This is a genomic window from Paenibacillus sp. JMULE4 (assembly GCF_013337105.1).
GTDB lineage: Bacteria > Bacillota > Bacilli > Paenibacillales > NBRC-103111 > Paenibacillus_G > Paenibacillus_G naphthalenovorans.
In genome coordinates this window covers 50,594-73,586 of the sequence record NZ_SGWF01000012.1, presented here as the reverse complement: position 1 = coordinate 73,586, position 22,993 = coordinate 50,594, and the positions used below count along the sequence as shown (strand labels likewise).

Here is a 22,993-nt window from a genome sequence, read left to right as displayed (position 1 = left end):
AGAAAAAAATGATGTATACATCGGCAGGCAGACCGTATCAATAAGGACAATGGTCCAATGAGGTTTTTCATTCGTACGGTAAATGCGGAGTTCATCGTGATCCCCAATCAAACATGTGCATGGTATTTTGAGTAGAAAATACATATGGGCATAATTTTCCCATATGTAGTCCATTCTATGAATAGACCATAACACTGCTAACGGTTGGAGGAGATACGGATGATTCCCCTGGATTCGTCATTGTTGAACCGCGAAGAAAATTTTGATCAGGTACGGCAATATTTGCATGAGCATGAGTTTGTTTTGGGCGGAAATTGGGATTATGAGCACGGCAGCTTTGATCGTTATTTGGATGAAGGCCGCAAGGTCTGGCTTCGGATTCCTTTTCAAGTCACTCACGGTGTTCTGGACGGGGATGCGGACTCCACGGATGCGGTCGTTCAAATCGGTACTCCGTTTGTGTTGAAGCATGTGTATAATGAAGGGCTGGACGAAGAAGCCCAGGTGCGAGTATCCGGCGCTTTGATCGATCAGTTTCAGGAACCGCTCGATAAGGATGCCCCGGTGGAGGACAAGTGGGTTGCGCAGGCGAAGTCGCTGCTGAAGGAAGTGGAGCAGGGGTGGAGTGGTGACACATCCCCCTAAATCCCCCTTACCTAAGGGGGACCCCAGGGGTTTCGTCCCCTGGACGACGAAAGCTGTCGGGGGAGCGTTGCGGCGAGTATACCGGGAAGGCTGAGCGTGTGCTCGCGATTTGTCCTTCCCTGCCTGGCTTTCAGCAGCCTGGGGACGGATACGCTTTCAGTTGGAGCGGTGCGTGCTTGGGAGCAACTGAGGAGGAATCCCCCGCGTCTGTCCGAGCGTGTTCGCCTGATGGCGAACTAGTGACGGACCCGCTTAATTGCGCGGATATGAGCCCCTTATTTTGGAGGATTTGCGACAATATTCGATTTTAACTCCATTTTATTTTTTATTAAGGTTTCTTTAATGTCGCGGGTGCAATATGGAATACAAGAACAGAGAGCTAAACAATCCTATTGAAACCTGAATAAGATGGAGGTTTGGTCTTATGGATAACAACAATAAAAATGGCAATCCGTTATATGACTTCTTTGGTCGTGCGAATGACGGTTCCTCTCATCATAAGGAGCAAGAGATTGACGATAAGCAGGAGATGAAAGAGGAAAAAGCTGCAGATATTGAGCGGCATTCATCTCATTACTTTTCTTACGGACCGTTTAAGCCCGGCGAGAGTGCGGCGGCAAGAGAGAATGCCGGTTCTCCTCCGGTGGAGGTCACCCCGCCGAAGCCCTTGCGGACTTACAGCTTTCATTCACCTGAGGAGCCGAATATAACGAACGGCGGCATGGGAAACTGGCAGGTCGGAAAGCCGAAACGCTCCGGCAGCTTCCGCACTATTTTTGCCTCGTTCATGGCGGGGGTCGTTGTGGTCGGTTCGCTGATGTTCGCCTCCGATAAAATGAACCTGTTTACGGGTGCTGAAGGGGTGATGAACAGTGGAGGATCGAACGGTTCGATTCCGGCAGCATCCTCCAATAACGGTGGCGTACAGCCTTCCGCTCTGGATATCAGCCGCCCGAACAGTGTGTCGAGCATCGTTCAACAAGCCAGTCCGGCGGTGGTAAAGATCGAAACCAAGGTGAAACCTAAAGCCTCGAGCCGCACCGGCAATCCGTTTTTCGACGATCCGTTCTTCCGTCAATTTTTTGGTGATAACGGCGGCCGGCAGCCGGACAGCGATCAGCTGCAGCCCGGAGGCATGGGGACCGGTTTCATTTTTGAAAAGTCCGGATATATTCTGACCAACGAGCATGTCATTGACGGCGCGGATGAAATTTGGGTTTACGTGCAAGGCTATGAAAAGCCGTTCAAAGCCGAGCTTCTCGGCAACAGCTACGATCTTGACCTGGCCGCTCTGAAAATTAAAGGCGATAAAGACTTCCCGACGCTGCCGCTGGGCAATGCGGATAACCTGAACGTCGGCGACTGGGTAGTGGCGATCGGCAACCCGTACGGCTTTGACCATACGGTAACGGTGGGCGTGCTCAGTGCGAAGGAACGTCCGATCAGCATTCCGGACAGTAACGGAACACGCGAATACAAGCATTTGCTTCAAACCGACGCATCGATCAACCCCGGCAACTCCGGCGGCCCGCTGCTGAATCTGAATGGTGAAGTCGTCGGCATCAATACGGCGGTCAGTTCCCAGGCGCAGGGTATCGGCTTCGCCATCCCGACGAGCACGATTAATGCGGTACTGGATAACCTGAAGAATAACGTGGAAATTCCCAAAGAACCGGCTCCTTATATCGGGGTAAGGCTGGGTGACGTACAGAAGGACTGGGTTGCCGATCTCAAGCTTCCGAATACCGATGGTGCGATCGTTTCCGATGTTGAGCGGAGAAGCCCCGCTTTTACAGCAGGCATTCGTCCTTATGACGTCATTGTGGAAGTGAACGGAGCCAAAGTGAAAACATCGGCGGAGGCGGTCAGCGCAATTCAAAAATTAAAGGTTGGCGACAAAGCTACCATCGGCGTGATGCGTGACGGACAGAAAATAAACATTGAAGTCACCATCGGCGACCGGAACGCACAGAAGCAGCAATAATGGGATTACAAGCAGAGCGGACCATTTCGGATGCTCTGCTTTTTTTTGCCCCGGTGGAGTTTCTCGAGATCCGTCAATTTGTTAAGATGTAAGAAAGCGACCGATGAAGAACTTTCCTGCCTTCGAGGGCGAGTTCTGCTGCGCACACGTGAAGGTTGGACATCTTGAAGCGACGAGTCATTGTTTTGCAATAAACGTTGAGGATGGTGAGAAGGGGATATGAGAGAGAAAATATTAGTCATTGACGACGATGAAAAAATCACATCGATGCTGCGCAGAAGCCTTGCGTTTGAGGGGTACACGGTGCTGACGGCGAATCATGGCATGGACGGTCTGAAGCAAATATTGGAGAACGATCCGGACACGGTCATTCTGGACGTCATGATGCCGCAATTGGACGGCTGGGAGGTTGTGCGCCGCATACGGGAGGGCGGCTCGGACGTGCCGGTGCTGATGCTCACCGCAAAGGACGAGGTTGCAGACCGGGTTAAAGGGCTTGATCTGGGGGCGGACGATTATCTGGTCAAACCGTTTGCGCTGGAAGAGCTGCTGGCAAGGGTACGTGTGCTGCTGCGGCGTAAAGCGGCGGCCAAAACCGAGCCGGAAATCAACAAAATTCATTATCAGGACGTGTTTATGGATTTGGATACCCGTGAAGTATTCCGGGGAGGGCAGAGGATTGAGCTGACGACCAAAGAGTTTGAACTGCTGCATTTGTTTTTGCAAAATCCGAGAAGAGTGCTTTCACGCGACGTGATCATGGAAAAAATCTGGGGATACGATTACAGCGGGGAATCGAATGTGCTTGAGGTGTATATCGCCCTTCTGCGGCAAAAAACGGAGGAGCATGGGCACAAGCGGATCATCCAGACCGTTCGCGGCGCGGGTTACGTGCTGAGAGGAGAGGACTGACATGTCCGTTCGTATGCGCCTGACGCTGTGGTATACGGGCATATTATCCGCAACGCTGCTGCTGCTCGGGACGGGGTTGTATTTATTTTTGCATTATATCTATTACGACAGCCTTCAATCCCAGCTGCAGCAGCAGGCCGAAAGCGTCAGAACGCGGATTGTACCGCAGTTTTCCTTGTCGGAAAAGGGATTGACTTTGGAATTCCGCTACTCCGGGTCAGGACGCGATTTGCTCCGCTACAATAACATGTATTTTCAGGTTGTTAACCTGCAGAACGGAAGCAAATATTATTCTCCGAATGTAGAGGAGGCCGGCCTTCATTTTCCAGATATTCCGGCAAAGCAAATTTCCTGTGTTCTGGATGGAGACTGCCGGTTCGAGAAAATAAAAATTGACGGATTGGACTTTCTGGTCTACTACACGCCGATCATATCCCAGCGGGGAGAGGCCATCGGGATGATGCAGGCAGGGACCTACATTGAGCCTTATGAACAGCTGCTGGCCACGCTTCGTCTGATTCTTACGGTTACGGCTTTGCTCAGTATAGTGCTTGCCTCTTCGGTCGGCTGGTTCCTTGCGCGCAAAGCGCTGCGGCCGATCGAGCGGGTTATTGAGGCCACCAATCAGATCCAAAAAGGAGCCGACCTCCAGAAAAGGATTGAGTATCACGGACCCAACGATGAGATCGGCGTGCTCACCCAAACGATCAACGGCATGCTCTCCAGACTGCAAAGCGCATATGAAGAGCTGGAGGAGGCTTACAGAGCGCAGCGGCGGTTCGTATCGGACGCTTCCCATGAGCTGCGGACACCGCTGACGACGATCCGCGGCAATGTAGAGCTGCTGGAGAAAATGTGGAAGCAAACGGCTCTGCAAATAGGGGAGCAGGATGGTCAGCGGCTGGAGCTTTCCATCGAAGCCATGAAGGATATATCGGGTGAGGCGGAGCGGATGTCACGGCTCGTAGGTGACCTGTTGTCGCTTGCCCGTGCGGATGCCGGGTTTCAAATAAGCAAAACGCATGTCGAGATGAAGACGCTGTTGGATGAGGTTGCACGTAAAGCACAAATGCTGCCGCGTACCGCTGATTTTATCGTCGGGGATCTGTCTGCCGGGGAAGGCGTATACGTTTACGGCAGTCCGGATTATTTGCAGCAGTTGATGTTTATTTTTGTGGAAAATGCTTTCAAATATACGGAGCAAGGCAGTGTCAGGTTGGATGCGCAGCGTCATAAAGACCAGATTGGAATCCGCATAGCAGATACGGGAATCGGGATGGACAAGGAAGAAGTACCGCATATTTTCGAGCGGTTTTACCGGGCTGACCCGTCGCGCGGCAAAAAATCGGGGACGGGCCTGGGGCTGTCTATCGCCAAATGGATTATCGACGAGCACGGCGGTTCGGTGGAAGTGAAGACCCGTAAGGACGAAGGAACGACCTTTGTCATTTGGCTCCCGATCGTCGCCGAGGGAACGTCTCCATCATCGGATCATTCCCTCCCGTCCGGGAATGAAGTATAATGGACATAAGCAAGTATCGAAAATTCGACAAACAGGCAGGTGCTATGATGGACGTTATCAAAATTTCCCCCCGAGGCTATTGCTACGGAGTCGTCGATGCCATGGCGCTCGCCATGCAGACGGCTAAAAATTTGGATTTGCCGCGGCCTGTATATATATTAGGCATGATTGTACACAATGCGCACGTAACGGAATTTTTCGAAAAAGAAGGGGTCATCACGCTCGACGGGCCGAACCGTCTTGAGATTCTTGAAACAATAGACAAGGGGACGGTCATTTTTACCGCCCACGGAGTTTCTCCGGAGGTTCGCCGCAGGGCGAGAGAGAAAGGCCTGACGGTGGTGGATGCCTCTTGTCCTGATGTGACGAAGACGCATAATCTCATTCGGGAAAAGAGCGCTGAAGGCTATCAGATCATCTATATCGGCAAAAAAGGCCATCCCGAGCCGGAAGGCGCCATCGGTGTAGCGCCGGACCGTGTGCATTTGATCGAAAAGCCTGAAGAAATTGAAAAGCTGCAGATCCATTCGGACAAAATCATCATCACCAACCAAACGACGATGAGTCAATGGGATATCAGGCATATTATGAACCGGCTGCTGGAGAAGTTTCCTCATGCCGAGATTCATAACGAAATTTGCCTGGCGACCCAGGTACGGCAGGAGGCCGTAGCTGAGCAGGCCAAGGATGCCGATCTGGTTATTGTGGTCGGCGACCCGCGCAGCAATAACTCGAACAGGCTGGCTCAGGTATCGGAGGAGATCGCCGGAGTCAAAGCTTACCGCATCGCCGATGTGAGCGAATTGAAGCGCGAATGGCTTGAGCCGGTCCGCCGTGTGGCTGTGACTTCCGGTGCTTCCACTCCGACGCCGATTACCAAAGAGGTCATTACTTATCTCGAGCAGTATAATCCAAAAGATCCGCAGACATGGGAAATTCGGCGGACGGTCAATATGGCCAGATTGATTCCGGCGCCCAAGCAAAAGACGGTCTAAGTCATGGTAAAGGACGGCAGCAGATGAATAAAACGGCGAGAAAGAAAAAAACATTCAATGTCTACGGCATCGGTCGCTGGTTTAAATATCAATATTTGCTGCTGACAAGGGCCAAAGGGGGTCCTGTCATGGTGGCACTCGGCTTTTCCATCGGCTTGGCGGTTGAGATGTTCACGCTCCCGACGGCAGGGCTTGCCTTTTTCCTGATCTTCCCTTTGGTGTATTCACTGCGGGCGAGCATGGGGGCAGCTTTGATCGGCTTTGTGTTCGGCAAGGTTATCTATCTCCCCATGTCTTTTATTAACAAACAGGTTGGAGCATTAGTGCTGCCTCACGGCGTCACGATGCATTTGCAGTCGATCCTGCCGGAATGGCTCAATACGTTTCTCCGATTAAATATGAAGCTGTTGGTCGGGGGAATCATTAACGGCGCCGTGCTGGGGCTGCTTGTTTTCTATCCGGTCAAATGGATGCTCGAATGGGTTGACGGAAAACGAAAGGAAAAGCGCAGAAGGCGTAAAGAGCAGCTGTTGTCTTCCGAAGCCGAAGGATAAATTCGAATGGGTTCCGGCATGATAAGAAAAGTATTGACGGAGTGCCGCTCTCCGTTGTATATTTACTTTAACAGTTAAAAGCTTAAAAGCGTATAAGCGTCGAAGCGTTTAAGTATAAAATACATATTTATGGGGAGCGTGCATTGGTCATGATCGTGATTATTTCAAATAAAACGCCGGAAGAACGTATTCACGAAATTGTTCGGCATATTGAGAAGCATGATGTGAAGACGCATGTGTCCAAAGGGGTCGACCGCACGGTCATCGGGATCATCGGTAAAGCCAGTCCTGTACTGGCTGAGCAGCTGCGCCAGCTTTCGGGAGTCGAACAGGTTGTAAAAATATCAAAGTCATACAAGCTGGCAAGCCGTGATTTTCACCCGGACAACACCGTGATTAAAATCAAGGATGTTGAGATCGGAGGAGATCAGCTGGTCGTCATGGGCGGTCCATGCGCCGTGGAATCTCCGGAGCAGATCGATGAGATTGCACGCTTGGTGAAGGCGTCCGGAGCGCAGGTGCTGCGCGGCGGAGCGTTCAAACCGAGAACCGGGCCGTACAGCTTCCAGGGCATAGGCGTCGAAGGGTTGGTTATGATGGCAGAAGCGGGGAAAAAGCACGGCCTGCTGACGATCACCGAAGTGATGACGCCGGAGTATGTGGACGTATGTGCGGAATACGCCGATATCCTGCAGGTTGGCACGCGAAATATGCAAAATTTCGATTTGCTGCGCAAGCTGGGCACGATTCAAACGCCGGTTCTGCTCAAACGGGGTTTCAGCGCCACCTATGACGAATTTTTAAACGCGGCGGAGTATATCCTGGCAGGAGGAAACCCGAACGTTATGCTGTGCGAACGGGGAATCCGGACGTTCGAGCCCTACACGCGCAATACACTGGACTTAGCGGCGATTCCTGCCCTTCAGTCGCTTAGTCATCTGCCGGTGATATCGGACCCGAGTCATGGAACCGGACGCCGCGAGCTGGTAGAGCCGATGAGCAAGGCTTCTGTGGCGGCCGGTGCCGACGGCTTGATCGTAGAAATGCATACGGATCCGGATAACTCCATGACGGGAGACGGGGTTCAATCGTTGTTCCCGGATCAATTCGCAAGGCTGATGCTCGATTTGGAGAAGCTGGCCCCACTGTGCGGCAAACGTTTCGATACGAAAAAAGAGCTTGTTCCGCTCTCTTGAATATACGGCTTTAGAATGCAGAAAAGGCTTGGTTTTCCTGGAGCTCAGGAAAGTCAAGCCATTTTTATGGCCGAAATGTGAAAAAAATGTGTTGTGTGTAAGCATACCTAACACTTCCGCAAAAAATACCTGACATAAGTATTGACGATTCTTGTAGAATGGTTTTATAATTAGCACATGATCATCAAAAACTTGAACAATGCACGAACAAACGGCCAATAATGTTCGGAATTTAGGAGGTAAGCGAGACTATGTCAGTTCAAAACGTATTAAACACGATTAAAGAAAAAGGTATTGAGTGGGTCGATTTCCGTTTTGTCGATTTGAGCGGCAGAGCGCACCATATTTCTTTGCCGGCTACCGAGGTGGATGAAGCGACTTTTGAGAACGGCGTTGCTTTTGACGGTTCCTCCATCCCTGGCTTCAGAGGAATTGAAGAGTCCGACATGGTCATGATGCCGGATTCGGAATCTTCGTTCGTTGATCCTTTCACAGCTCACCCGACGCTGGTGATTATGTGTAATATCTTTACACCGGACGGCGAACGTTATGAGCGCGACCCTCGCAGCATCGCTCAAAAAGCGGAAGAGTATCTGCAAAAAGTCGGCGTAGGCACTGCAGCATACTTTGCGCCTGAGTCCGAGTTTTTCATTTTTGACGAAGTTCGTTACGAGAGCGGCCAAAATTCCTCTTCTTATTTTGTAGATTCCGAAGAAGCGCATTGGAACTCCAACCGTAAAGATGAAGGCGGCAACCTGGGCTTTAAAGTGAAGCACAAAGGCGGTTATGTTCCAGTAGCACCAACGGACACCCAGCAGGATCTCCGCAGCGAAATGTGCCGTTTGCTTCAAGAAGCAGGCCTGCGCATCGAGCGCCATCACCACGAAGTGGCTACGGCGGGCCAAGGCGAGATCAACTTCCGTTTTGACACATTGACCAAAACAGCTGACAACCTTTTGAAATATAAATACATCGTTCAAAATACAGCAAGACAATACGGCAAAGTGGCAACCTTCATGCCGAAGCCTTTGTTTGGCGATAACGGCAGCGGCATGCACGTTCACCAATCGATCTTTAACGGCGATACTCCTTTGTTCTATGAAAAAGGCGGCTACGCCAACCTGAGCGAAACGGCTCTTCATTACATCGGCGGTATCCTGTATCATGCTCCGGCTCTGATCGCTATAACGAACCCGAGCACGAACTCCTTCAAGCGTCTGGTTCCCGGCTATGAAGCGCCTGTAAACCTGGTATTCTCCAAAGGCAACCGTTCTGCGGCTATTCGTATTCCTGTAGCTGCCGTAACACCAAAAGGCTGCCGTATCGAATTCCGTACTCCGGATTCCACAGCTAACCCGTACCTGGCGTTCGCTGCTATGCTGCTTGCCGGTCTTGACGGTATCGCTAAGAAAATCGACCCTCGTGCACTTGGCTACGGTCCGCTCGACAAGAACATCTACGATCTGTCCGCTGAAGAAAAAGCGGAAATCCGCAGCGTTCCGGGTACGCTTGACGAAGCGCTCAACGCATTGGAAGCAGATTACGAGTTTCTGACTGAAGGCGGCGTATTCACGAAAGAATTTATCGACAACTACATTGCTCTGAAGCGCGAAGAAGCGAAAGCCGTATCCATTCGCATTCATCCGCACGAGTACTCCCTGTATTTCGATCTGTAAGATCCGGTCTTATTCCTTCATATCAGGACTACCCTTAAGCCATTTTTGACTTAGGGGCAGTCCTTTTTATTTTTTCAGCGGATAAAATAAAAGCTCTTGTACAGAAGAAATCATTTTTTCTGTACAAGAGCATATTTTGACGTAATGTATCGTATGGATTGATGTCGATTAGTTATTATTGATGGAACGTTCAGCACGGACAAAAGCGATAAATCTTTTGGCCTCTTCCGGGGTGAGTTTTTTACCGTCAATGGTCAGTGAGAATTTTTCTAAAATGTTGTCGTCGGATAATTCCAGGCTGTCCACGAATTTTCTGACTTCATCGTCAAGCACTATATGAGGATCATCGGTTCTTCCAAGCAAATAATCAATAGATACGTTGAAGAAGCCGGCAATTTTCGTGATCGTATCATAGTCCGGCGCTCTTCTGTTGTTTTCATAGTGGGATAGAGAAGCGCGAGTGATACCAAGTTTTGCAGATAATTCCTCTTGCGTCATTGCGTGTTTTTCTCTGAGTGAAGCAATGCGCTCCCCATACTTCATGTAACCTAACCCCCGTTTAAAACTGTATTGATCTATCAATAATAAAAAACGCTACATTATATTATACCACGAATTCACAAGAAAAAATGATGAAAATCACTTGACAATAATAAAGATATGGAATTTAGTTCTGAACACATTATTATTACATTATGTGTCAAAAGTAATTATCTTAATCCATTCTACCTAAAATCATTTGCTAAGGGAAGATGTCTGATAAATTAATCTGTTGATGTCATGTTTCAGCCGTATAAGCAGAGTCCGGGACTTCCTTGGCCGGCCTAACAAGCAATTTTAATGAGCAGTCCGGAATATGAATGGAATATACATTAGATAACGGATCCGGCTGCCGGAGTTTAGCATACAAAACCGAAAGCGTTCGTCGTCCAAAGCCGCATTTTAACTGGGCCGGAGAACATTTCCATCTGGAATCGGACTGAAGCGATAAATCTTATGGACAATTCGATGGCCGTCTCATTTTTCATGTCACCGGTATTTTATCCTGATACCGGGAGGATCCATGAGAGACGGCAGGATGAAATATGATCTTCTCTCAAGTATAGTTCCTTCTTTTTAAATAATCTATGTGACCACTTTCTCATATAAACGAATCTTTAGGAAAATCCTCCTGTTTTTGTGTGTATTGAGTTTCATTTCGACATGAATCGGCATTATAATCGTTTGACAAGATACATAATGTATCATAAAGTGATAATATACAAATTCAAGAAATACTAGAGAATTCCAGTTGAGAATTCCAAAAATCGGATGATCAAAGGGAGAGTTCAATGTGAGAAATCAAGAATCCAGCCACACCAAAATTCAATTGGATGTCAATAAAGTCTTGTCACAGCTTCATTTGGGCAACGGCAAGTATTCCCATGCTCTCTTCAATGTTCAGAATGCATCACGATCCTCATCTAACATGATGGCTCTTCGGAATTCAGGGTACCAGAAAAATGAAAATATGAATTGACATGATACAGAAAGTATCGTAAATTTGATGTGTGCTGTGCGTTATAAGATACGTTTAGTATCGTGTTGATGGTAATGTATGTTCTTATGTAAGAACAGTTTCAAAGAGGAGGGAAATAATGACGTAAACATTTAGATACAAAATGTAACATTACACACAGGTTAGTCAAAAATCTAATGGATGCGGAGAGTATACATGGAATTAGAACTCAAGGAATATTTTAATATCATCAAAAAACGGATCTGGATGTTAGTCGTTATTGTGCTTGTATCCTGCATTACAACCGGCATTGTCAGTTACTATTATTTGAAGCCCGTATATTCGGCCAGCACCAAGCTGATCGTCAATAAATCGAATGAAATCAGCGGGTTTGACACGTTAACGACCGATCTTGTCCGATCCAATATCATGCTTGTGAACACTTACAAGGAAATCATGAAGACACCGGCTATTTTGGATTATGTAGCAGCCGATTATCCGGAACTGGAAATGACCACGGAGCAGCTGATCAATAAGATCAAGGTAAGCTCCGTCAATGATACGCAGGTGATCACAGTCAGTGCAGAGGATTATTCGCATGCGAAAGCGGTGATGATCGTCAATGCGGTCTCGGAGGTGTTCAAGAGCCAAATCCCGCAAATCATGAAAGTCGATAATGTCATGATACTGAATGCGGCAAAGCAGGTTGAACATCCGGTGCCGGTAAAGCCTCAACCGGAACTTAACTTGGTCATCGCTTTCGTGGTTTCGTTAATGGCGGCTATTGGTCTCATCTTTTTGTTGGAATATCTGGACGATACGATCAAGACAGAAGCGGATGTTCAGAATTACTTGCAGCTGCCTGTACTGGTCACGATTAACAAATTTCATAAGGATGAATTCAAAAACAACAAGATAGATGAATCATTAAACCAGCAGCAAGTAGGTGAAAAATCATATGCCAACCTCAACTAGGAACTACAACATTATTACCGATGTAAATCCGAAATCGTATATTTCAGAAGCGTATCGGACACTCCGAACGAATATCCAGTTCTCAACGATCGATAACCATATTAGAAGTATTATCGTTACATCGCCGGAACCGTCCGAAGGCAAGTCAACCACCATCACGAATCTGGCTGTTGCATTCGCCCAGGAAGGCAAGAAAGTGGTCCTTGTTGATGCGGATCTCCGCAAACCGACACTGCATCACTTCTTTATGAAGTCAAATCGCATCGGGTTGTCAAATCTATTGGCAGGACAGTTCACGTTACAGCAAGCGATCTCTGACACCCATATCGATAATCTGTCGTTGATCTGCTCCGGGCCTGTCCCCCCCAATCCGGCGGAAATGTTAAATTCCAAACGGTTGGAGCAGCAGCTTGAAGAACTTAAAGAGATGTTCGATATCATTCTGTTCGATGCGCCGCCTACGCTTGCGGTAACGGATGCTCAGGTGTTGTCTACCAAATGCGATGGGGTGGTGTTCGTACTCAATAGCGGAAAAGTCAAGCGGGATACGGCACGTAAAGCAATAGACCGGTTAAACCATGTGAATGCGAAGATATTAGGCGTCGTTCTGAACAACAAGGATCGTAACAAGAACGAAAGTCCTTACTATTACTACTATGGTCCGAACGATAAAAAGTAACTAGGCTTAGAAGAATCTATAGGTAATGTCTACTGCACCTATATCACTGTAGGCACTCGGTCATGCTGTGGGCGGTTCGCCGCCTTAGACGTATATCGTCGAGGGTGTGATGTGAGGAGGGGTTAGATGCCCTGTATACATAAAACTGCAAGCTATGTTGTTTTCTTAATGTAAAACGACATAGCTTGCAATTTTATATTGGCAGCATGGGTTGTATTCTTAATTACTAGATAAAAATAGATTATTATTCGGGAGGTAAAAGAGATGAAAAAAGTAAGAAAAGCTATCATTCCTGCTGCCGGATTGGGTACCCGTTTCTTGCCGGCCACCAAGGCGATGCCAAAGGAAATGCTCCCCATCGTGGATAAGCCTACGATCCAGTACATTGTTGAAGAAGCAGTTCAATCAGGTATTGAAGATATTATCATTGTAACCGGCAAGGGAAAACGAGCGATTGAGGATCATTTTGATAACGCCTTTGAATTGGAACAAAATCTTTTGGAGAAGGGAAAGCTGGAGCTGCTGAAAGAAGTGCAGCATTCTTCGAAGATTGTAGATATTCATTATATTCGTCAAAAAGAGGCCAAGGGTTTAGGACATGCGGTATGGTGCGCAAGGAAATTTATCGGCGACGAACCGTTTGCTGTACTGCTGGGCGATGATATTGTCCATTCGGCCCCTCCTTGCCTGGAGCAGTTGATTGATCAATATAACCAAACCGGAAGCTCTGTGATTGGAGTGCAGCCGGTATCCCAAGAGGAAACCAGCCGTTATGGCATTATTGATCCGTTGGAACGCGAAGGGCGATTGTATCAAGTGAAAAATTTTGTAGAGAAGCCGGCGAAGGGGAAGGCTCCCTCGAACCTTGCGATCATGGGGAGATACATATTGACGCCGGAAATCTTTAATATTTTGGCGGAACAAAAGATTGGCGCAGGCGGAGAAATCCAGCTGACGGATGCGATTCAGAAGCTGAATACGATGCAGAAGGTATATGCCTATCATTTTGAAGGCATTCGCTACGATGTTGGCGAAAAATTGGGTTTTATTTTGACCACTTTAGATTTTGCATTAATGAATAAGGAATTAAGAATGCCATTGCTAAATGCCCTCGAAGAGATTCTAAATCGAAAAATACTTTTGTTGGGTAAAAAGGAGTCGGTTTTATGAGTTCTTCTGATTTAGAAGTGGCTGTAGAAAGAAGTCAACATAAGACGGCACAACTAAGTGATGCTATTACCAGGGATCTGGCATTATATCTTTTTGTCAAAAGAGTAATGGATGTCGTCTTATCATCGATTGGACTCATACTTCTTCTACCTCTTTTTATTCTGATAAGCATATGGATCAAATTGGATGATTGGAAAGGGCCTGTGTTTTTTAAGCAGGTTCGAATCGGCAAAAACGGCAAAAAATTTGTTATGTATAAATTTCGTTCTATGGTAAATAACGCGGAAGAGATGTTAACCGACCTATTAAGTCAAAACGAAGTTAGCGGTGCCATGTTTAAGATGAAGGATGATCCCAGAGTTACATGGGTTGGAAAATTTATAAGAAAGACAAGTATCGATGAACTGCCTCAATTATGGAATGTATTGAAAGGTGAAATGAGTCTTGTCGGACCCAGACCTCCCCTTCCGAGAGAAGTGGAGGAATATACGACCTATGATAAACAAAGATTGCTTGTTACACCTGGTTGTACCGGGTTATGGCAAGTGAGCGGAAGGAGCAATATCGGGTTTAAGGAAATGGTGGAGCTTGATTTGAAATACATTCGGGAGCGTTCGATTTTATTTGATATCAAGATCATTCTTAAAACGATTTTTGTTTTGTTTGGTTCAAAACATGCATTTTAGTGCATTAGCAGAAGGATGAAAATGATATGAATAAAATATTATTTATCACGAATAGACTCCCGTTTCCTAAAACAGACGGGAGGAAAAATATACTCTCTCAATATTGTGAGCAAATTAAGGAAATATACCCGGATTGCTCCATTGTCAACTTATCTTTTGTAGATGAAAAAAAACATCTAAATGAGAAGCCCGATTTTATTTCCAAGGTTATTGAATTAGATCCACCCCATTTCTTTGAGAAAATATACAATGTCGTGATTCATTCCTTTATAAGAAGGAAATGGCCTATTCAAGTAGCTGTTTATTACAGCAGATCTACACATCATAGAATCAAAAAGATTATTGAACATGAAAAGCCGGATTTTATATTTTACGATATGGTACGGCTTGCGGAGTATATTGTTCAATGTGAATCACAGACAATTATGAGCTACGATGATCTCTTATCACTTCGCTACAAAAGACAGCTGCAATGGATCAAGTATACGCCTTCGCTATTGGGTAGTTTCGCCTATAAACTGCCTAAGGTCATTAGGCCGCTGTTCAACATGAAATATTTTCAATCATTGCTGCTAAAATTTGAATCTTATTTGTTAGTTAAGTATGAAGTTGAAGTTGCCGAAGTATTTGATAAGCTCATTTTTACTTCTCCAAAAGAGGCAAAGGAGTTCCAGCTTCTAACCACACACCCCGTTTGTATGGGGATACCGATGGTGTTTGAAACGAAGAACAGAATGGATAAGCGAAGCATTGACAAGAATAAAATTGTCTTTGTCGGAAAAATGGATATTCCTCATAACATTTCCGCTGTTCTTTATTTTACAACAAGATCTGGCCTAAAGTAAAAATGCATAGTCCCAATGCAAAATTTTATATCATAGGAAAATCTCCTGCTCCCGAAATTTCTGAATTGGCACGACAGAAAGACATTATTGTAACCGGAGAAATGAAAAACATCTTTGAAGCCATTCAAGATGCGGCTGTGTTTGTTGCTCCGTTATTATTTGGGACAGGAATTAAAACCAAGGTCATTGAAGCCATGTCGATAGGGATTCCGGTTGTAGCCACTACCATCGGAGCTGAAGGAATATTTTATGGAGAGAATAAGGGCTTATTTGTAACGGATGATAGTGAAGAGTTTGTTGAATATATATTAAAACTGATGAATAATGTCGAATTGAATTATGAGGTTACAAACAATGGTTACAAGTTAATCGATGAATATTACTCAAAAACAAGAAGCATATCGAGATGGGATGAACTGTTAAATAATCGATGCATAACCCACAGTTAGGTTCAAGGAAAGGAAATGTACAATGTTACCGGAAGATCCGAAAAGATTAAGAAAAACTTATTTTCTTTACGGTTTCCTGCTGTTTTTTATTGTGTTTGGCCAGAGATTCGCTCTTCCGTTAGGAGACAAGCAATTACCAATGATTATTCCGGTCATTTATGGAGTAATAATCATACTTATCATTCAAAAGACACTTGTTTTAGATAAAGTAAAATTCATACTTTTTTATTTGTTTACCGTATTGATGTTATCCCTGTTGTTATTTCAAAATGAATATTCCCATTTTTCAGTTATTTACATTCTTATCTGCTACGCGCCTTTTGTACTGATCCAAAAAGAAATAACCGAAAAGCTCCACAGAGACCTATTAATCTTATTTCAAAAATTAATGTTTGCTGCCGCAATGATCGGGATCATCCAATTCGTACTGCAGGCAGTTCATATTTGGAAATTCCAAGATTATTTTAATTTGCTGCCGGCCCAGTTCGTTCAACAGCATTATCAAAACCCTTATCCAATTCAATGGGGCTCAAGTATTTACAAATCCAATGGTATCTTTTTTTTGGAACCATCATTTTATTCGCAATTTTTAGCAGTGGCTATCATCATCGAGCTGATCTATTTCAAACGAATCAAATCCATATTCATCTATTTGTTGGGATTACTCTCCTCATTTTCGGGGACAGGAATTCTGCTTTTATGCGTGAGTGTTCCTTTTATTATTTATCGCATGAAATTATGGAAATTATTTGTAATGGCTGGGGTTTTATTTATTTTTTCTTTCCTGTATATCAATAGTGAATACTCCTCGGCACTCATTAGTAGATACGGTGAATTTAATTCTTCGCAATCCAGTGCCTTTCAACGATTTATCGGGCCTTACAAAGCATTCGATGAAATTAAACGATCAGATGCTACGTTATTAATCAAGGGAATAGGTATAGGCAAAGTGGATGAGTATGACTTGGCATTTAAAGCCAATTTCTCCACCATTGCAAAGTTGCTTTATGAATATGGTTTAATTGTCGGCATCGTATTTTGATATTTATTATCTATTCGATGACACGTGTAGAATCTAAGGCACTTTCTTTTTCATTCCTTTTTATGTATTTGATTCTTTCAGGCAGCTTGCTCCAGCCTCAAACCATATATTAATTTATACCTTAACATTCGTTTGCAGCAGCCTGAAAATAGAGAAAGAATCTCCTGTATTCGTTTCGGATAAGTTATTACGACCAGATCCTTCTTAATGAGGTTAAAATTAAATGAAAAACATTTTATTTTTAACACATCTTTATCCGTATCCCCCCAATGACGGCGGGAAGATTGTCAGCTTTAATACACTAAAGCATTTGGCGGAATATGGTCATCATATCACGGTGTGCACCTTTTACTCAAAAGAAAAAGATGACTTAAGCACTTTCCCGCTGGAAATGCAAGTGTATGGAGTGCCGGTTGACTATGCCAATACATTAGGAGGTGGAATGAAAAACCTGATCTCGCCTTTGTCCTACAACATGGAGAAGTACGTGAATCGGCAGATGAGAGAATTGGTTTTTTCATTATTATCTGAGCTGAATATCGACATTGTTTACGTGGATCATCTGCATATGGCTTATTACGGGAGTCTTATTAAACAAACCTATCCCCATTTGATAGTGGTGTTGAGACAGCATAATGTGGAAAGCCTGATCATGAAAAGAGTGGCAGAGGAAGAACGAAACCCGATTAAGAAACTGTATTTTCAGATGCAGTATGCAAAGCTTAACGCTTACGAAAGCAGTATTTGTGCTGATTTTGACGAGTGCATTATGATTACGCAGGAAGATTTGAATTTAATGGAAAAAATGAATCATCGTGTTAGATTAAGTTTACTGCCTGCAGGGGTTGATATGAATAAATATGTTCCTCTGGATTACCGGCAAAATGAATGGCCGACGATAACCTTTCTAGGTTCATTGGCTTGGATGCCTAATATTCAAGGGGTTACGTGGTTTATGGAAAACGTGTTTCCATCATTGCTGCGTCAAGTACCCAATATCCAATTTTATATTGTCGGTAAGAATCCTCCGGAAAGCATCGGGAAATATGAATCGCAATATCCAAAGAATGTTCATGTTACCGGTTTTGTCGAAGATGAAAGACCCTACATTGCCGCTTCAGACGTTTTCGTCGTTCCATTAAAAATTGGCGGCGGGATGAGAATTAAAATATTAAATGCGTTGGCGATGAAAAAACCGGTCGTAACTACAAGTATCGGTGCAGAGGGGATACATTTAAAGGAAGGCAGCTTCGAAGTAGCAGACAGCTCTGCAGATATGGAGAAAACAATATTGAAGTTGTTGAACAATAAAGATCTGGCCGGGCAAATGGGGGAATTAGGATATCAGGAAGTGCAAGCCCATTATTCAAATCAGCTCATATTGGAAAAGCATGCCGCTAACCTGGATCATTTCGATTCTCCCGTTCATGATCATAAGATGAATGTGATGTATGTGACTCATTCCAAGAAGAAGGGTGGAGCCGAGCAAAGTCTGATTCATCTTATCAATCATATGGACACAAGCCTGTATAACATTTATTTGCTTTGTCCGCAGGATACCGAATATGTAGATGAAATTAAAACTCCTCATAAACGGCTGCATATGGAATTGGGGAGCATCAAAAAAAACATTGCAGCTTATATTCAACGAAATATGGCAATCATTCATTTGGTCAGGAAGCACAACATTCATATTGTTCATGCCAATGGTTGGAGAGCTCCATGGTATGTACTATTTGCCAAATACTTCACAAAAGCGAAAACCATTTGGCATCATAGAGATGCAATGGAATCCAAATTTTATACATGGCTGCTCCCCCATTTTTTCGATCAAGTCATTTGTATATCGGATTTCGTAAAAAGCACGATAAAAGTGAAGAGAAAGTGTGCTGTTGTATATAACGGAATTGAGCAAAAAAATGATGCAAGCTTAGAGAAGCAAAGAAAATTTAAAGAAGATGGTATATTAGTCATTGGAGTAATTGGGAGAATCGTTGAGTGGAAAAGATATGACTATATCATCAAGGCGCTCTCCATATTTACCCGAAAATTCAACATCACCAATTGGAAGCTTAACATTTATGGCGATACGGCCGTAGATGGGTCCGATGTCTATTTACAGCAGCTGAAAGATCTGGTAGCAGAATTAGGGCTTGAATACAACGTTAATTTTAAAGGTCATACCCGTACACCGATTAAAGCTATGGGTGAATGTGATGTGACGATTAATTTCTCGGATAAAGAGCCATTCGGTCGAGTCATCATAGAGTCATTGCTTGCAAAAACCCCGGTAATCGTTGCGAATTCCGGAGGAGCACACGAAATTATTGCAAGGACTGAAGGAGGTTTTATTTGTCAGGACGGAGATATTGATCATTTGGCACATCAAATTAAAGAAATCTATGATTTAAGCGAGCACCAGTACGAAAGCCTATCTTCAACAGGATATGAAAATGTCAAAAAATTTTTTGATGCAAAAAATAAATCCAGGGATGTTTCACAAATCTATAATCGACTGACCAAGAAAGCTTTCCTGTCGCAGCATATGTAATAGGATATTCAAATCGATGACCAAATGATGATTGCAGACATGAGGCAACCGTCTTAACCATCATTCGTCAGTAAAAAGGAGGTATTATGAAAAAGCGGCTGTTTGTCAGTATTGATTTTCCGCCGGAAGCCGGCGGTATACAAAATTACGTTCATGGCATCATTTCGAATTTAAATCCTGCCGATTCGTTTGTACTGACACACACACACGAAAGGGCAAAAGAATTTGATCATGAACAAACATATAAAATATTTCGTACGTCAATGAAGGGCAATAAGATTAAAAATGTCCTCGTACTGTTCAAATTAATCATATACTTGATTTATTTAAAGTACAAAATCAAATATGATGAAATCCACTTTGGGAATGTCTATCCCATTGGCCTTGTCGGGCCTATAGCCAAATGGGTATTGCATGTTGATTATTACTGCTATACTCACGGGTTGGACATTTTAAGTTTGAAAAACACCAAAAGAACATATCAATCCTTATTATTTATATTAAGACACTCGAAGAAAATCATTTGCAACAGCAAGTATACGAGTGAAAAAGTGAAGGAGATGGGTTTTTCTAATGAAAATATCGTCATCGTTCAACCAGGAATCCATGAAAAACCAGATGTAAAGCCTAATTTAACAGAGATTAAAGACCGCTATGATCTGCATAACAAAAAAGTCATATTAACGGTTTCCAGGTTGGTTGAACGTAAAGGCCATGACGTTGTTCTAAAAGCTCTAAAGACGATATGCAGAGATAATCCTGATATTCGGTATGTCATATGCGGTGACGGCCCTTATAGGAAAACATTGGAAAAAATAGTGAATGACTATGGGTTGAACCAAAGCGTGATATTTACAGGAACCTTGGATAATGATGAGCTTGAAGGCTTATATTTATGCTCGAATATCTTTATCATGCCAAGCAGAGAAATTAAAGAAAATGGCGATGTAGAAGGATTCGGAATCGTATTCCTGGAAGCCAATTATTATGGCCTGCCGGTCATTGGAGGAAACAGCGGCGGAATTCCTGAAGCGGTATTGGATCAAACCACGGGTTTTCTTGTAGATCCGTTGAATGCGGGAGAGATCCGTGTGAAGTTAAAAGAACTGCTGACAAATGAAGCATTGGCAAAACAAATGGGAGAAAACGGAAAAAAATGGGTTGTTGAGAAATGTTTTTGGAAGCACAGAGTGAAAATCATCGAACAGTTAAACTAATGAAATGAATCCAACGGAATAAAGTTGGATTTAATCTAAATAAGATAAGAGGCTGTTAAAATGAAAGTAACTGTGGCCATATGTACCTTTAACCGGGCGGAATATTTGGAAAAAACAATAAACAGTGTGCTGGTACAGTCCTATCCTGATACAGAATACGAAATTCTCATTATCGATAATAATTCCACGGATCATACAGCCCAATTAGTGATGCCCATTGTAGAAAAAGAGCATCATGTCAGGTATGTCCTGGAAGTTAATAAAGGCTTGTCTTATGCCAGAAATCGAGCTATTGCAGAGGCAAAGGGCGAGTTTATTTTATTTTTGGATGATGATGCGACTGCATGTCAGGATTGGATACGACACATCTTGGATTGCTTTCAAGATGAGAAGGTTGCCTGCGTAGGTGGGAAAATCAATCCGGTTTGGGAAAAGTCCGTTCCAACCTGGCTGCCTGAAAGGTATTACTCTTTGTATACCATACTGGACTACTCGGATAAAGTCACTGAAATGGATCACAATTCCATACCTTTCGGAGCGAATGTTGCGTTTAGAAAAGACGTCCTCAAGAAATATGGCTGCTTTCGAACGGATTTGGGGCGAGTAGGGAATAATTTGCTTTCGGGAGAAGAATCGGAACTGATCCGTAAAATACGGAAGGATTACATCATTATGTATACTCCGTATGCTTTTGTCAATCATACGATCGCTTCTAATCGAATCAATAAAAAGTGGTTTCTCAGAAGATTATACTGGCAGGGCGTAAGCGATGTAATCAGGGTGGAAAAAAAGTTAAAAAGACTCAAGTTTTTCATTGGTTCCAACATTAGAATCGTTTTTTACCTTGTTTACATCCTTTTCAACTTATCAGAGAAGAAGAAAACAATCCATGTTATGGCAAAACTAATGTATAGATTAGGGGTTGTACGTTATACCCTGACTTCGGTAATGAAAAGATGAGATCAACCGGAGATAAATAGAAAATGATCAGTTCGGGAGAGTAACAAAAACGGATAGAGGGTGTTTATATGAATATAAGTGTGATAGGTGTAGGTTACGTTGGCCTTGTTTCCGGCGTTTGTTTTTCTGAACTTGGAAACAAGGTGATTTGTGTTGATAAAGACATAACGAAAATAGAGATGCTGAAGCGCGGCGAGATACCCATTTATGAACCGGGTTTGAAAGAACTTATAGACAAAAACGTAAAAGCCGGACGTCTGTCTTTTACTAATGAATTGTCTGAATCGGTGCAAGCATCGGAGATTATTATCATTGCAGTCGGTACTCCATCATTGCCAAACGGTGAGGCGAATTTACAGTATATAGAACAGGCAGCAAGAGAAATTGCGCTGGCGATCAACGAATATAAAGTCATCATGACCAAAAGTACGGTTCCTGTAGGAACCAATGAAAAGATCGCACAAATGATATATGAATTGACAGAACATCCGTTTGACGTCGTTTCTGTACCCGAATTCCTCAGAGAAGGATCCGCCATTAAGGACACCTTGTATCCGGATCGCATTATCATTGGAACGGATAGCAAGCCGGCGGAACAAAAAGCGGTGGAACTGCATTCAACTCTCACGGACCAGATTATCGTTACAGATATTCGAAGCGCGGAAATGATCAAATATGCCTCCAACGCCTTCCTCGCAACTAAAATTTCATTTATCAATGAGATAGCAAATATTTGCGAAAAAGTGAACGCCGATGTCACACTTGTTGCCAAAGGAATGGGGCTGGATAAACGTATAGGTCCATCCTTCTTAAATGCCGGGATCGGCTACGGCGGATCATGCTTTCCTAAAGATACGGAAGCATTAATTCAGATTGCCGGAAATGCCAATTATGAATTTAAGTTGTTGAAGTCCGTTGTCGAAGTAAACAAACATCAAAGATTCAATGTCATTAATAAACTTGAAGATCTATTGGGGAACCTTTCTTCCAAAACCATTGGGATTTGGGGATTAGCATTCAAACCCAATACTGATGATGTAAGAGATGCTCCGTCTATTGAAATTGTTGAAACACTAATCAAGAAAGGTTGTATAATCAAAGTTTATGACCCGATCGCAATGAATAACTTTAGAAAAGTTGTCAACCATGAGAACATTGTTTGGTGTGACAGTATAACAGATGCAGCCATCGATTGCCATGGCGTCTGCTTGTTGACCGAATGGAACGAGTTCAAAGAAGTTGACTTGAAAAACATAGAAAAATTGATGAAGCTGCCGGTATTTATTGACGGCAGAAACGTGTATGCCAAGGAACGCATCGAAGAGACCGGATTGAATTATTACTCGATCGGCAGACCTGACGTGAATCAGAGTCATATTGCAGATTTCATCGAAAAAGTAAAATGACGGATTATATTAAGTTCTTGTGGAGTGTGTG

Annotated in this window: 20 protein-coding genes; 19 read left to right on the top strand and 1 reads right to left on the bottom strand. The window is 44.0% G+C overall.

What is annotated here, in order from left to right; translation table 11 throughout:
• Positions 1-219 precede the first annotated feature (219 nt).
• The 8 genes from EXW96_RS09940 (at position 220) to glnA (ending at position 9,484) form a co-directional block, all read left to right on the top strand.
• Positions 220-645 (top strand): YugN-like family protein, encoded by a 426-nt coding sequence (locus EXW96_RS09940; RefSeq protein WP_062406748.1) that lies wholly within the window; start codon positions 220-222, stop codon positions 643-645.
• Between the two features lie 424 nt (positions 646-1,069).
• Positions 1,070-2,629 carry a S1C family serine protease gene (locus EXW96_RS09935; RefSeq protein ID WP_174350487.1) on the top strand — a complete coding sequence of 520 codons (1,560 nt, stop codon included), beginning with the start codon at positions 1,070-1,072 and terminating at the stop codon, positions 2,627-2,629.
• 219 nt (positions 2,630-2,848) lie between these two features.
• On the top strand, positions 2,849-3,541 hold the full coding sequence (locus EXW96_RS09930; protein WP_174350486.1) for a response regulator transcription factor: 693 nt from the start codon (positions 2,849-2,851) through the stop codon (positions 3,539-3,541).
• A 1-nt stretch (position 3,542) separates the two neighbouring features.
• Positions 3,543-5,063: an ATP-binding protein gene (locus tag EXW96_RS09925; RefSeq protein WP_174350485.1), complete on the top strand. Its 1,521-nt coding sequence runs from the start codon at positions 3,543-3,545 to the stop codon at positions 5,061-5,063.
• A gap of 47 nt (positions 5,064-5,110) precedes the next feature.
• Positions 5,111-6,058, top strand: a complete 948-nt coding sequence (locus tag EXW96_RS09920) for a 4-hydroxy-3-methylbut-2-enyl diphosphate reductase (protein WP_062410817.1) — start codon at positions 5,111-5,113, stop codon at positions 6,056-6,058.
• Positions 5,992-6,612, top strand: coding sequence for a DUF2062 domain-containing protein (locus EXW96_RS09915; protein ID WP_309225060.1), 621 nt, complete (start codon positions 5,992-5,994; stop codon positions 6,610-6,612). The genes EXW96_RS09920 and EXW96_RS09915 overlap by 67 nt, the downstream gene beginning before the upstream one ends.
• A gap of 149 nt (positions 6,613-6,761) precedes the next feature.
• Positions 6,762-7,808 carry a 3-deoxy-7-phosphoheptulonate synthase gene (gene aroF / locus EXW96_RS09910; protein ID WP_062406757.1) on the top strand — a complete coding sequence of 349 codons (1,047 nt, stop codon included), beginning with the start codon at positions 6,762-6,764 and terminating at the stop codon, positions 7,806-7,808.
• A 251-nt stretch (positions 7,809-8,059) separates the two neighbouring features.
• Positions 8,060-9,484 carry a type I glutamate--ammonia ligase gene (gene glnA, locus EXW96_RS09905; protein WP_062406759.1) on the top strand — a complete coding sequence of 475 codons (1,425 nt, stop codon included), beginning with the start codon at positions 8,060-8,062 and terminating at the stop codon, positions 9,482-9,484.
• A 168-nt stretch (positions 9,485-9,652) separates the two neighbouring features.
• Here glnA and EXW96_RS09900 read toward each other — a convergent pair whose 3' ends face one another.
• On the bottom strand, positions 9,653-10,027 hold the full coding sequence (locus EXW96_RS09900) for a helix-turn-helix domain-containing protein (RefSeq protein WP_062406761.1): 375 nt from the start codon (positions 10,025-10,027) through the stop codon (positions 9,653-9,655).
• A 1,171-nt stretch (positions 10,028-11,198) separates the two neighbouring features.
• Here EXW96_RS09900 and EXW96_RS09895 point away from each other — a divergent pair.
• The 11 genes from EXW96_RS09895 (at position 11,199) to EXW96_RS09850 (ending at position 22,962) form a co-directional block, all read left to right on the top strand.
• The gene (locus EXW96_RS09895; RefSeq protein WP_174350484.1) at positions 11,199-11,957 is read left to right on the top strand and encodes a YveK family protein; all 759 of its coding nucleotides are present in this window, start codon (positions 11,199-11,201) and stop codon (positions 11,955-11,957) included.
• Positions 11,941-12,636: a CpsD/CapB family tyrosine-protein kinase gene (locus tag EXW96_RS09890; protein WP_174350483.1), complete on the top strand. Its 696-nt coding sequence runs from the start codon at positions 11,941-11,943 to the stop codon at positions 12,634-12,636. Before EXW96_RS09895 ends, EXW96_RS09890 begins: the two co-directional genes overlap by 17 nt.
• 264 nt (positions 12,637-12,900) lie before the next feature.
• The gene (gene galU / locus EXW96_RS09885; protein ID WP_062406767.1) at positions 12,901-13,806 is read left to right on the top strand and encodes a UTP--glucose-1-phosphate uridylyltransferase GalU; all 906 of its coding nucleotides are present in this window, start codon (positions 12,901-12,903) and stop codon (positions 13,804-13,806) included.
• Positions 13,803-14,492 carry a sugar transferase gene (locus tag EXW96_RS09880; RefSeq protein WP_174350482.1) on the top strand — a complete coding sequence of 230 codons (690 nt, stop codon included), beginning with the start codon at positions 13,803-13,805 and terminating at the stop codon, positions 14,490-14,492. Before galU ends, EXW96_RS09880 begins: the two co-directional genes overlap by 4 nt.
• 26 nt (positions 14,493-14,518) lie before the next feature.
• Positions 14,519-15,337 (top strand): hypothetical protein, encoded by an 819-nt coding sequence (locus tag EXW96_RS27435; protein WP_254611334.1) that lies wholly within the window; start codon positions 14,519-14,521, stop codon positions 15,335-15,337.
• A 2-nt stretch (positions 15,338-15,339) separates the two neighbouring features.
• Positions 15,340-15,786 (top strand): glycosyltransferase family 4 protein, encoded by a 447-nt coding sequence (locus tag EXW96_RS27430; protein ID WP_254611333.1) that lies wholly within the window; start codon positions 15,340-15,342, stop codon positions 15,784-15,786.
• A gap of 22 nt (positions 15,787-15,808) precedes the next feature.
• A complete protein-coding gene (locus EXW96_RS09870; protein WP_174350481.1) occupies positions 15,809-16,828 on the top strand; it encodes a hypothetical protein in 1,020 nt (339 codons plus the stop codon).
• A 223-nt stretch (positions 16,829-17,051) separates the two neighbouring features.
• Positions 17,052-19,379 (top strand): glycosyltransferase, encoded by a 2,328-nt coding sequence (locus tag EXW96_RS09865; RefSeq protein WP_174350480.1) that lies wholly within the window; start codon positions 17,052-17,054, stop codon positions 19,377-19,379.
• 86 nt (positions 19,380-19,465) lie between these two features.
• Positions 19,466-20,596 (top strand): glycosyltransferase family 4 protein, encoded by a 1,131-nt coding sequence (locus EXW96_RS09860; RefSeq protein ID WP_174350479.1) that lies wholly within the window; start codon positions 19,466-19,468, stop codon positions 20,594-20,596.
• 60 nt (positions 20,597-20,656) lie between these two features.
• Positions 20,657-21,556 carry a glycosyltransferase family 2 protein gene (locus EXW96_RS09855; protein ID WP_174350478.1) on the top strand — a complete coding sequence of 300 codons (900 nt, stop codon included), beginning with the start codon at positions 20,657-20,659 and terminating at the stop codon, positions 21,554-21,556.
• A 68-nt stretch (positions 21,557-21,624) separates the two neighbouring features.
• Positions 21,625-22,962 carry a UDP-glucose dehydrogenase family protein gene (locus tag EXW96_RS09850; RefSeq protein ID WP_174350477.1) on the top strand — a complete coding sequence of 446 codons (1,338 nt, stop codon included), beginning with the start codon at positions 21,625-21,627 and terminating at the stop codon, positions 22,960-22,962.
• Positions 22,963-22,993 lie beyond the last annotated feature (31 nt).

Excerpts from the sequence above, each read along its gene's own strand:
- aroF (WP_062406757.1), top strand. The coding sequence starts at position 6,762 with ATGATCGTGATTATTTCAAATAAAACGCCGGAAGAACGTATTCACGAA.
- EXW96_RS09940 (WP_062406748.1), top strand. The coding sequence starts at position 220 with ATGATTCCCCTGGATTCGTCATTGTTGAACCGCGAAGAAAATTTTGAT.
- EXW96_RS09855 (WP_174350478.1), top strand. The coding sequence starts at position 20,657 with ATGAAAGTAACTGTGGCCATATGTACCTTTAACCGGGCGGAATATTTG.
- EXW96_RS09930 (WP_174350486.1), top strand. The coding sequence starts at position 2,849 with ATGAGAGAGAAAATATTAGTCATTGACGACGATGAAAAAATCACATCG.
- EXW96_RS09920 (WP_062410817.1), top strand. The coding sequence starts at position 5,111 with ATGGACGTTATCAAAATTTCCCCCCGAGGCTATTGCTACGGAGTCGTC.
- glnA (WP_062406759.1), top strand. The coding sequence starts at position 8,060 with ATGTCAGTTCAAAACGTATTAAACACGATTAAAGAAAAAGGTATTGAG.
- EXW96_RS09900 (WP_062406761.1), bottom strand. The coding sequence starts at position 10,027 with ATGAAGTATGGGGAGCGCATTGCTTCACTCAGAGAAAAACACGCAATG.
- EXW96_RS09925 (WP_174350485.1), top strand. The coding sequence starts at position 3,543 with ATGTCCGTTCGTATGCGCCTGACGCTGTGGTATACGGGCATATTATCC.
- EXW96_RS09880 (WP_174350482.1), top strand. The coding sequence starts at position 13,803 with ATGAGTTCTTCTGATTTAGAAGTGGCTGTAGAAAGAAGTCAACATAAG.
- EXW96_RS09915 (WP_309225060.1), top strand. The coding sequence starts at position 5,992 with ATGGGAAATTCGGCGGACGGTCAATATGGCCAGATTGATTCCGGCGCC.
- EXW96_RS27435 (WP_254611334.1), top strand. The coding sequence starts at position 14,519 with ATGAATAAAATATTATTTATCACGAATAGACTCCCGTTTCCTAAAACA.
- EXW96_RS27430 (WP_254611333.1), top strand. The coding sequence starts at position 15,340 with ATGCATAGTCCCAATGCAAAATTTTATATCATAGGAAAATCTCCTGCT.
- EXW96_RS09865 (WP_174350480.1), top strand. The coding sequence starts at position 17,052 with ATGAAAAACATTTTATTTTTAACACATCTTTATCCGTATCCCCCCAAT.
- EXW96_RS09860 (WP_174350479.1), top strand. The coding sequence starts at position 19,466 with ATGAAAAAGCGGCTGTTTGTCAGTATTGATTTTCCGCCGGAAGCCGGC.
- EXW96_RS09870 (WP_174350481.1), top strand. The coding sequence starts at position 15,809 with ATGTTACCGGAAGATCCGAAAAGATTAAGAAAAACTTATTTTCTTTAC.
- EXW96_RS09935 (WP_174350487.1), top strand. The coding sequence starts at position 1,070 with ATGGATAACAACAATAAAAATGGCAATCCGTTATATGACTTCTTTGGT.
- EXW96_RS09890 (WP_174350483.1), top strand. The coding sequence starts at position 11,941 with ATGCCAACCTCAACTAGGAACTACAACATTATTACCGATGTAAATCCG.
- EXW96_RS09895 (WP_174350484.1), top strand. The coding sequence starts at position 11,199 with ATGGAATTAGAACTCAAGGAATATTTTAATATCATCAAAAAACGGATC.
- galU (WP_062406767.1), top strand. The coding sequence starts at position 12,901 with ATGAAAAAAGTAAGAAAAGCTATCATTCCTGCTGCCGGATTGGGTACC.
- EXW96_RS09850 (WP_174350477.1), top strand. The coding sequence starts at position 21,625 with ATGAATATAAGTGTGATAGGTGTAGGTTACGTTGGCCTTGTTTCCGGC.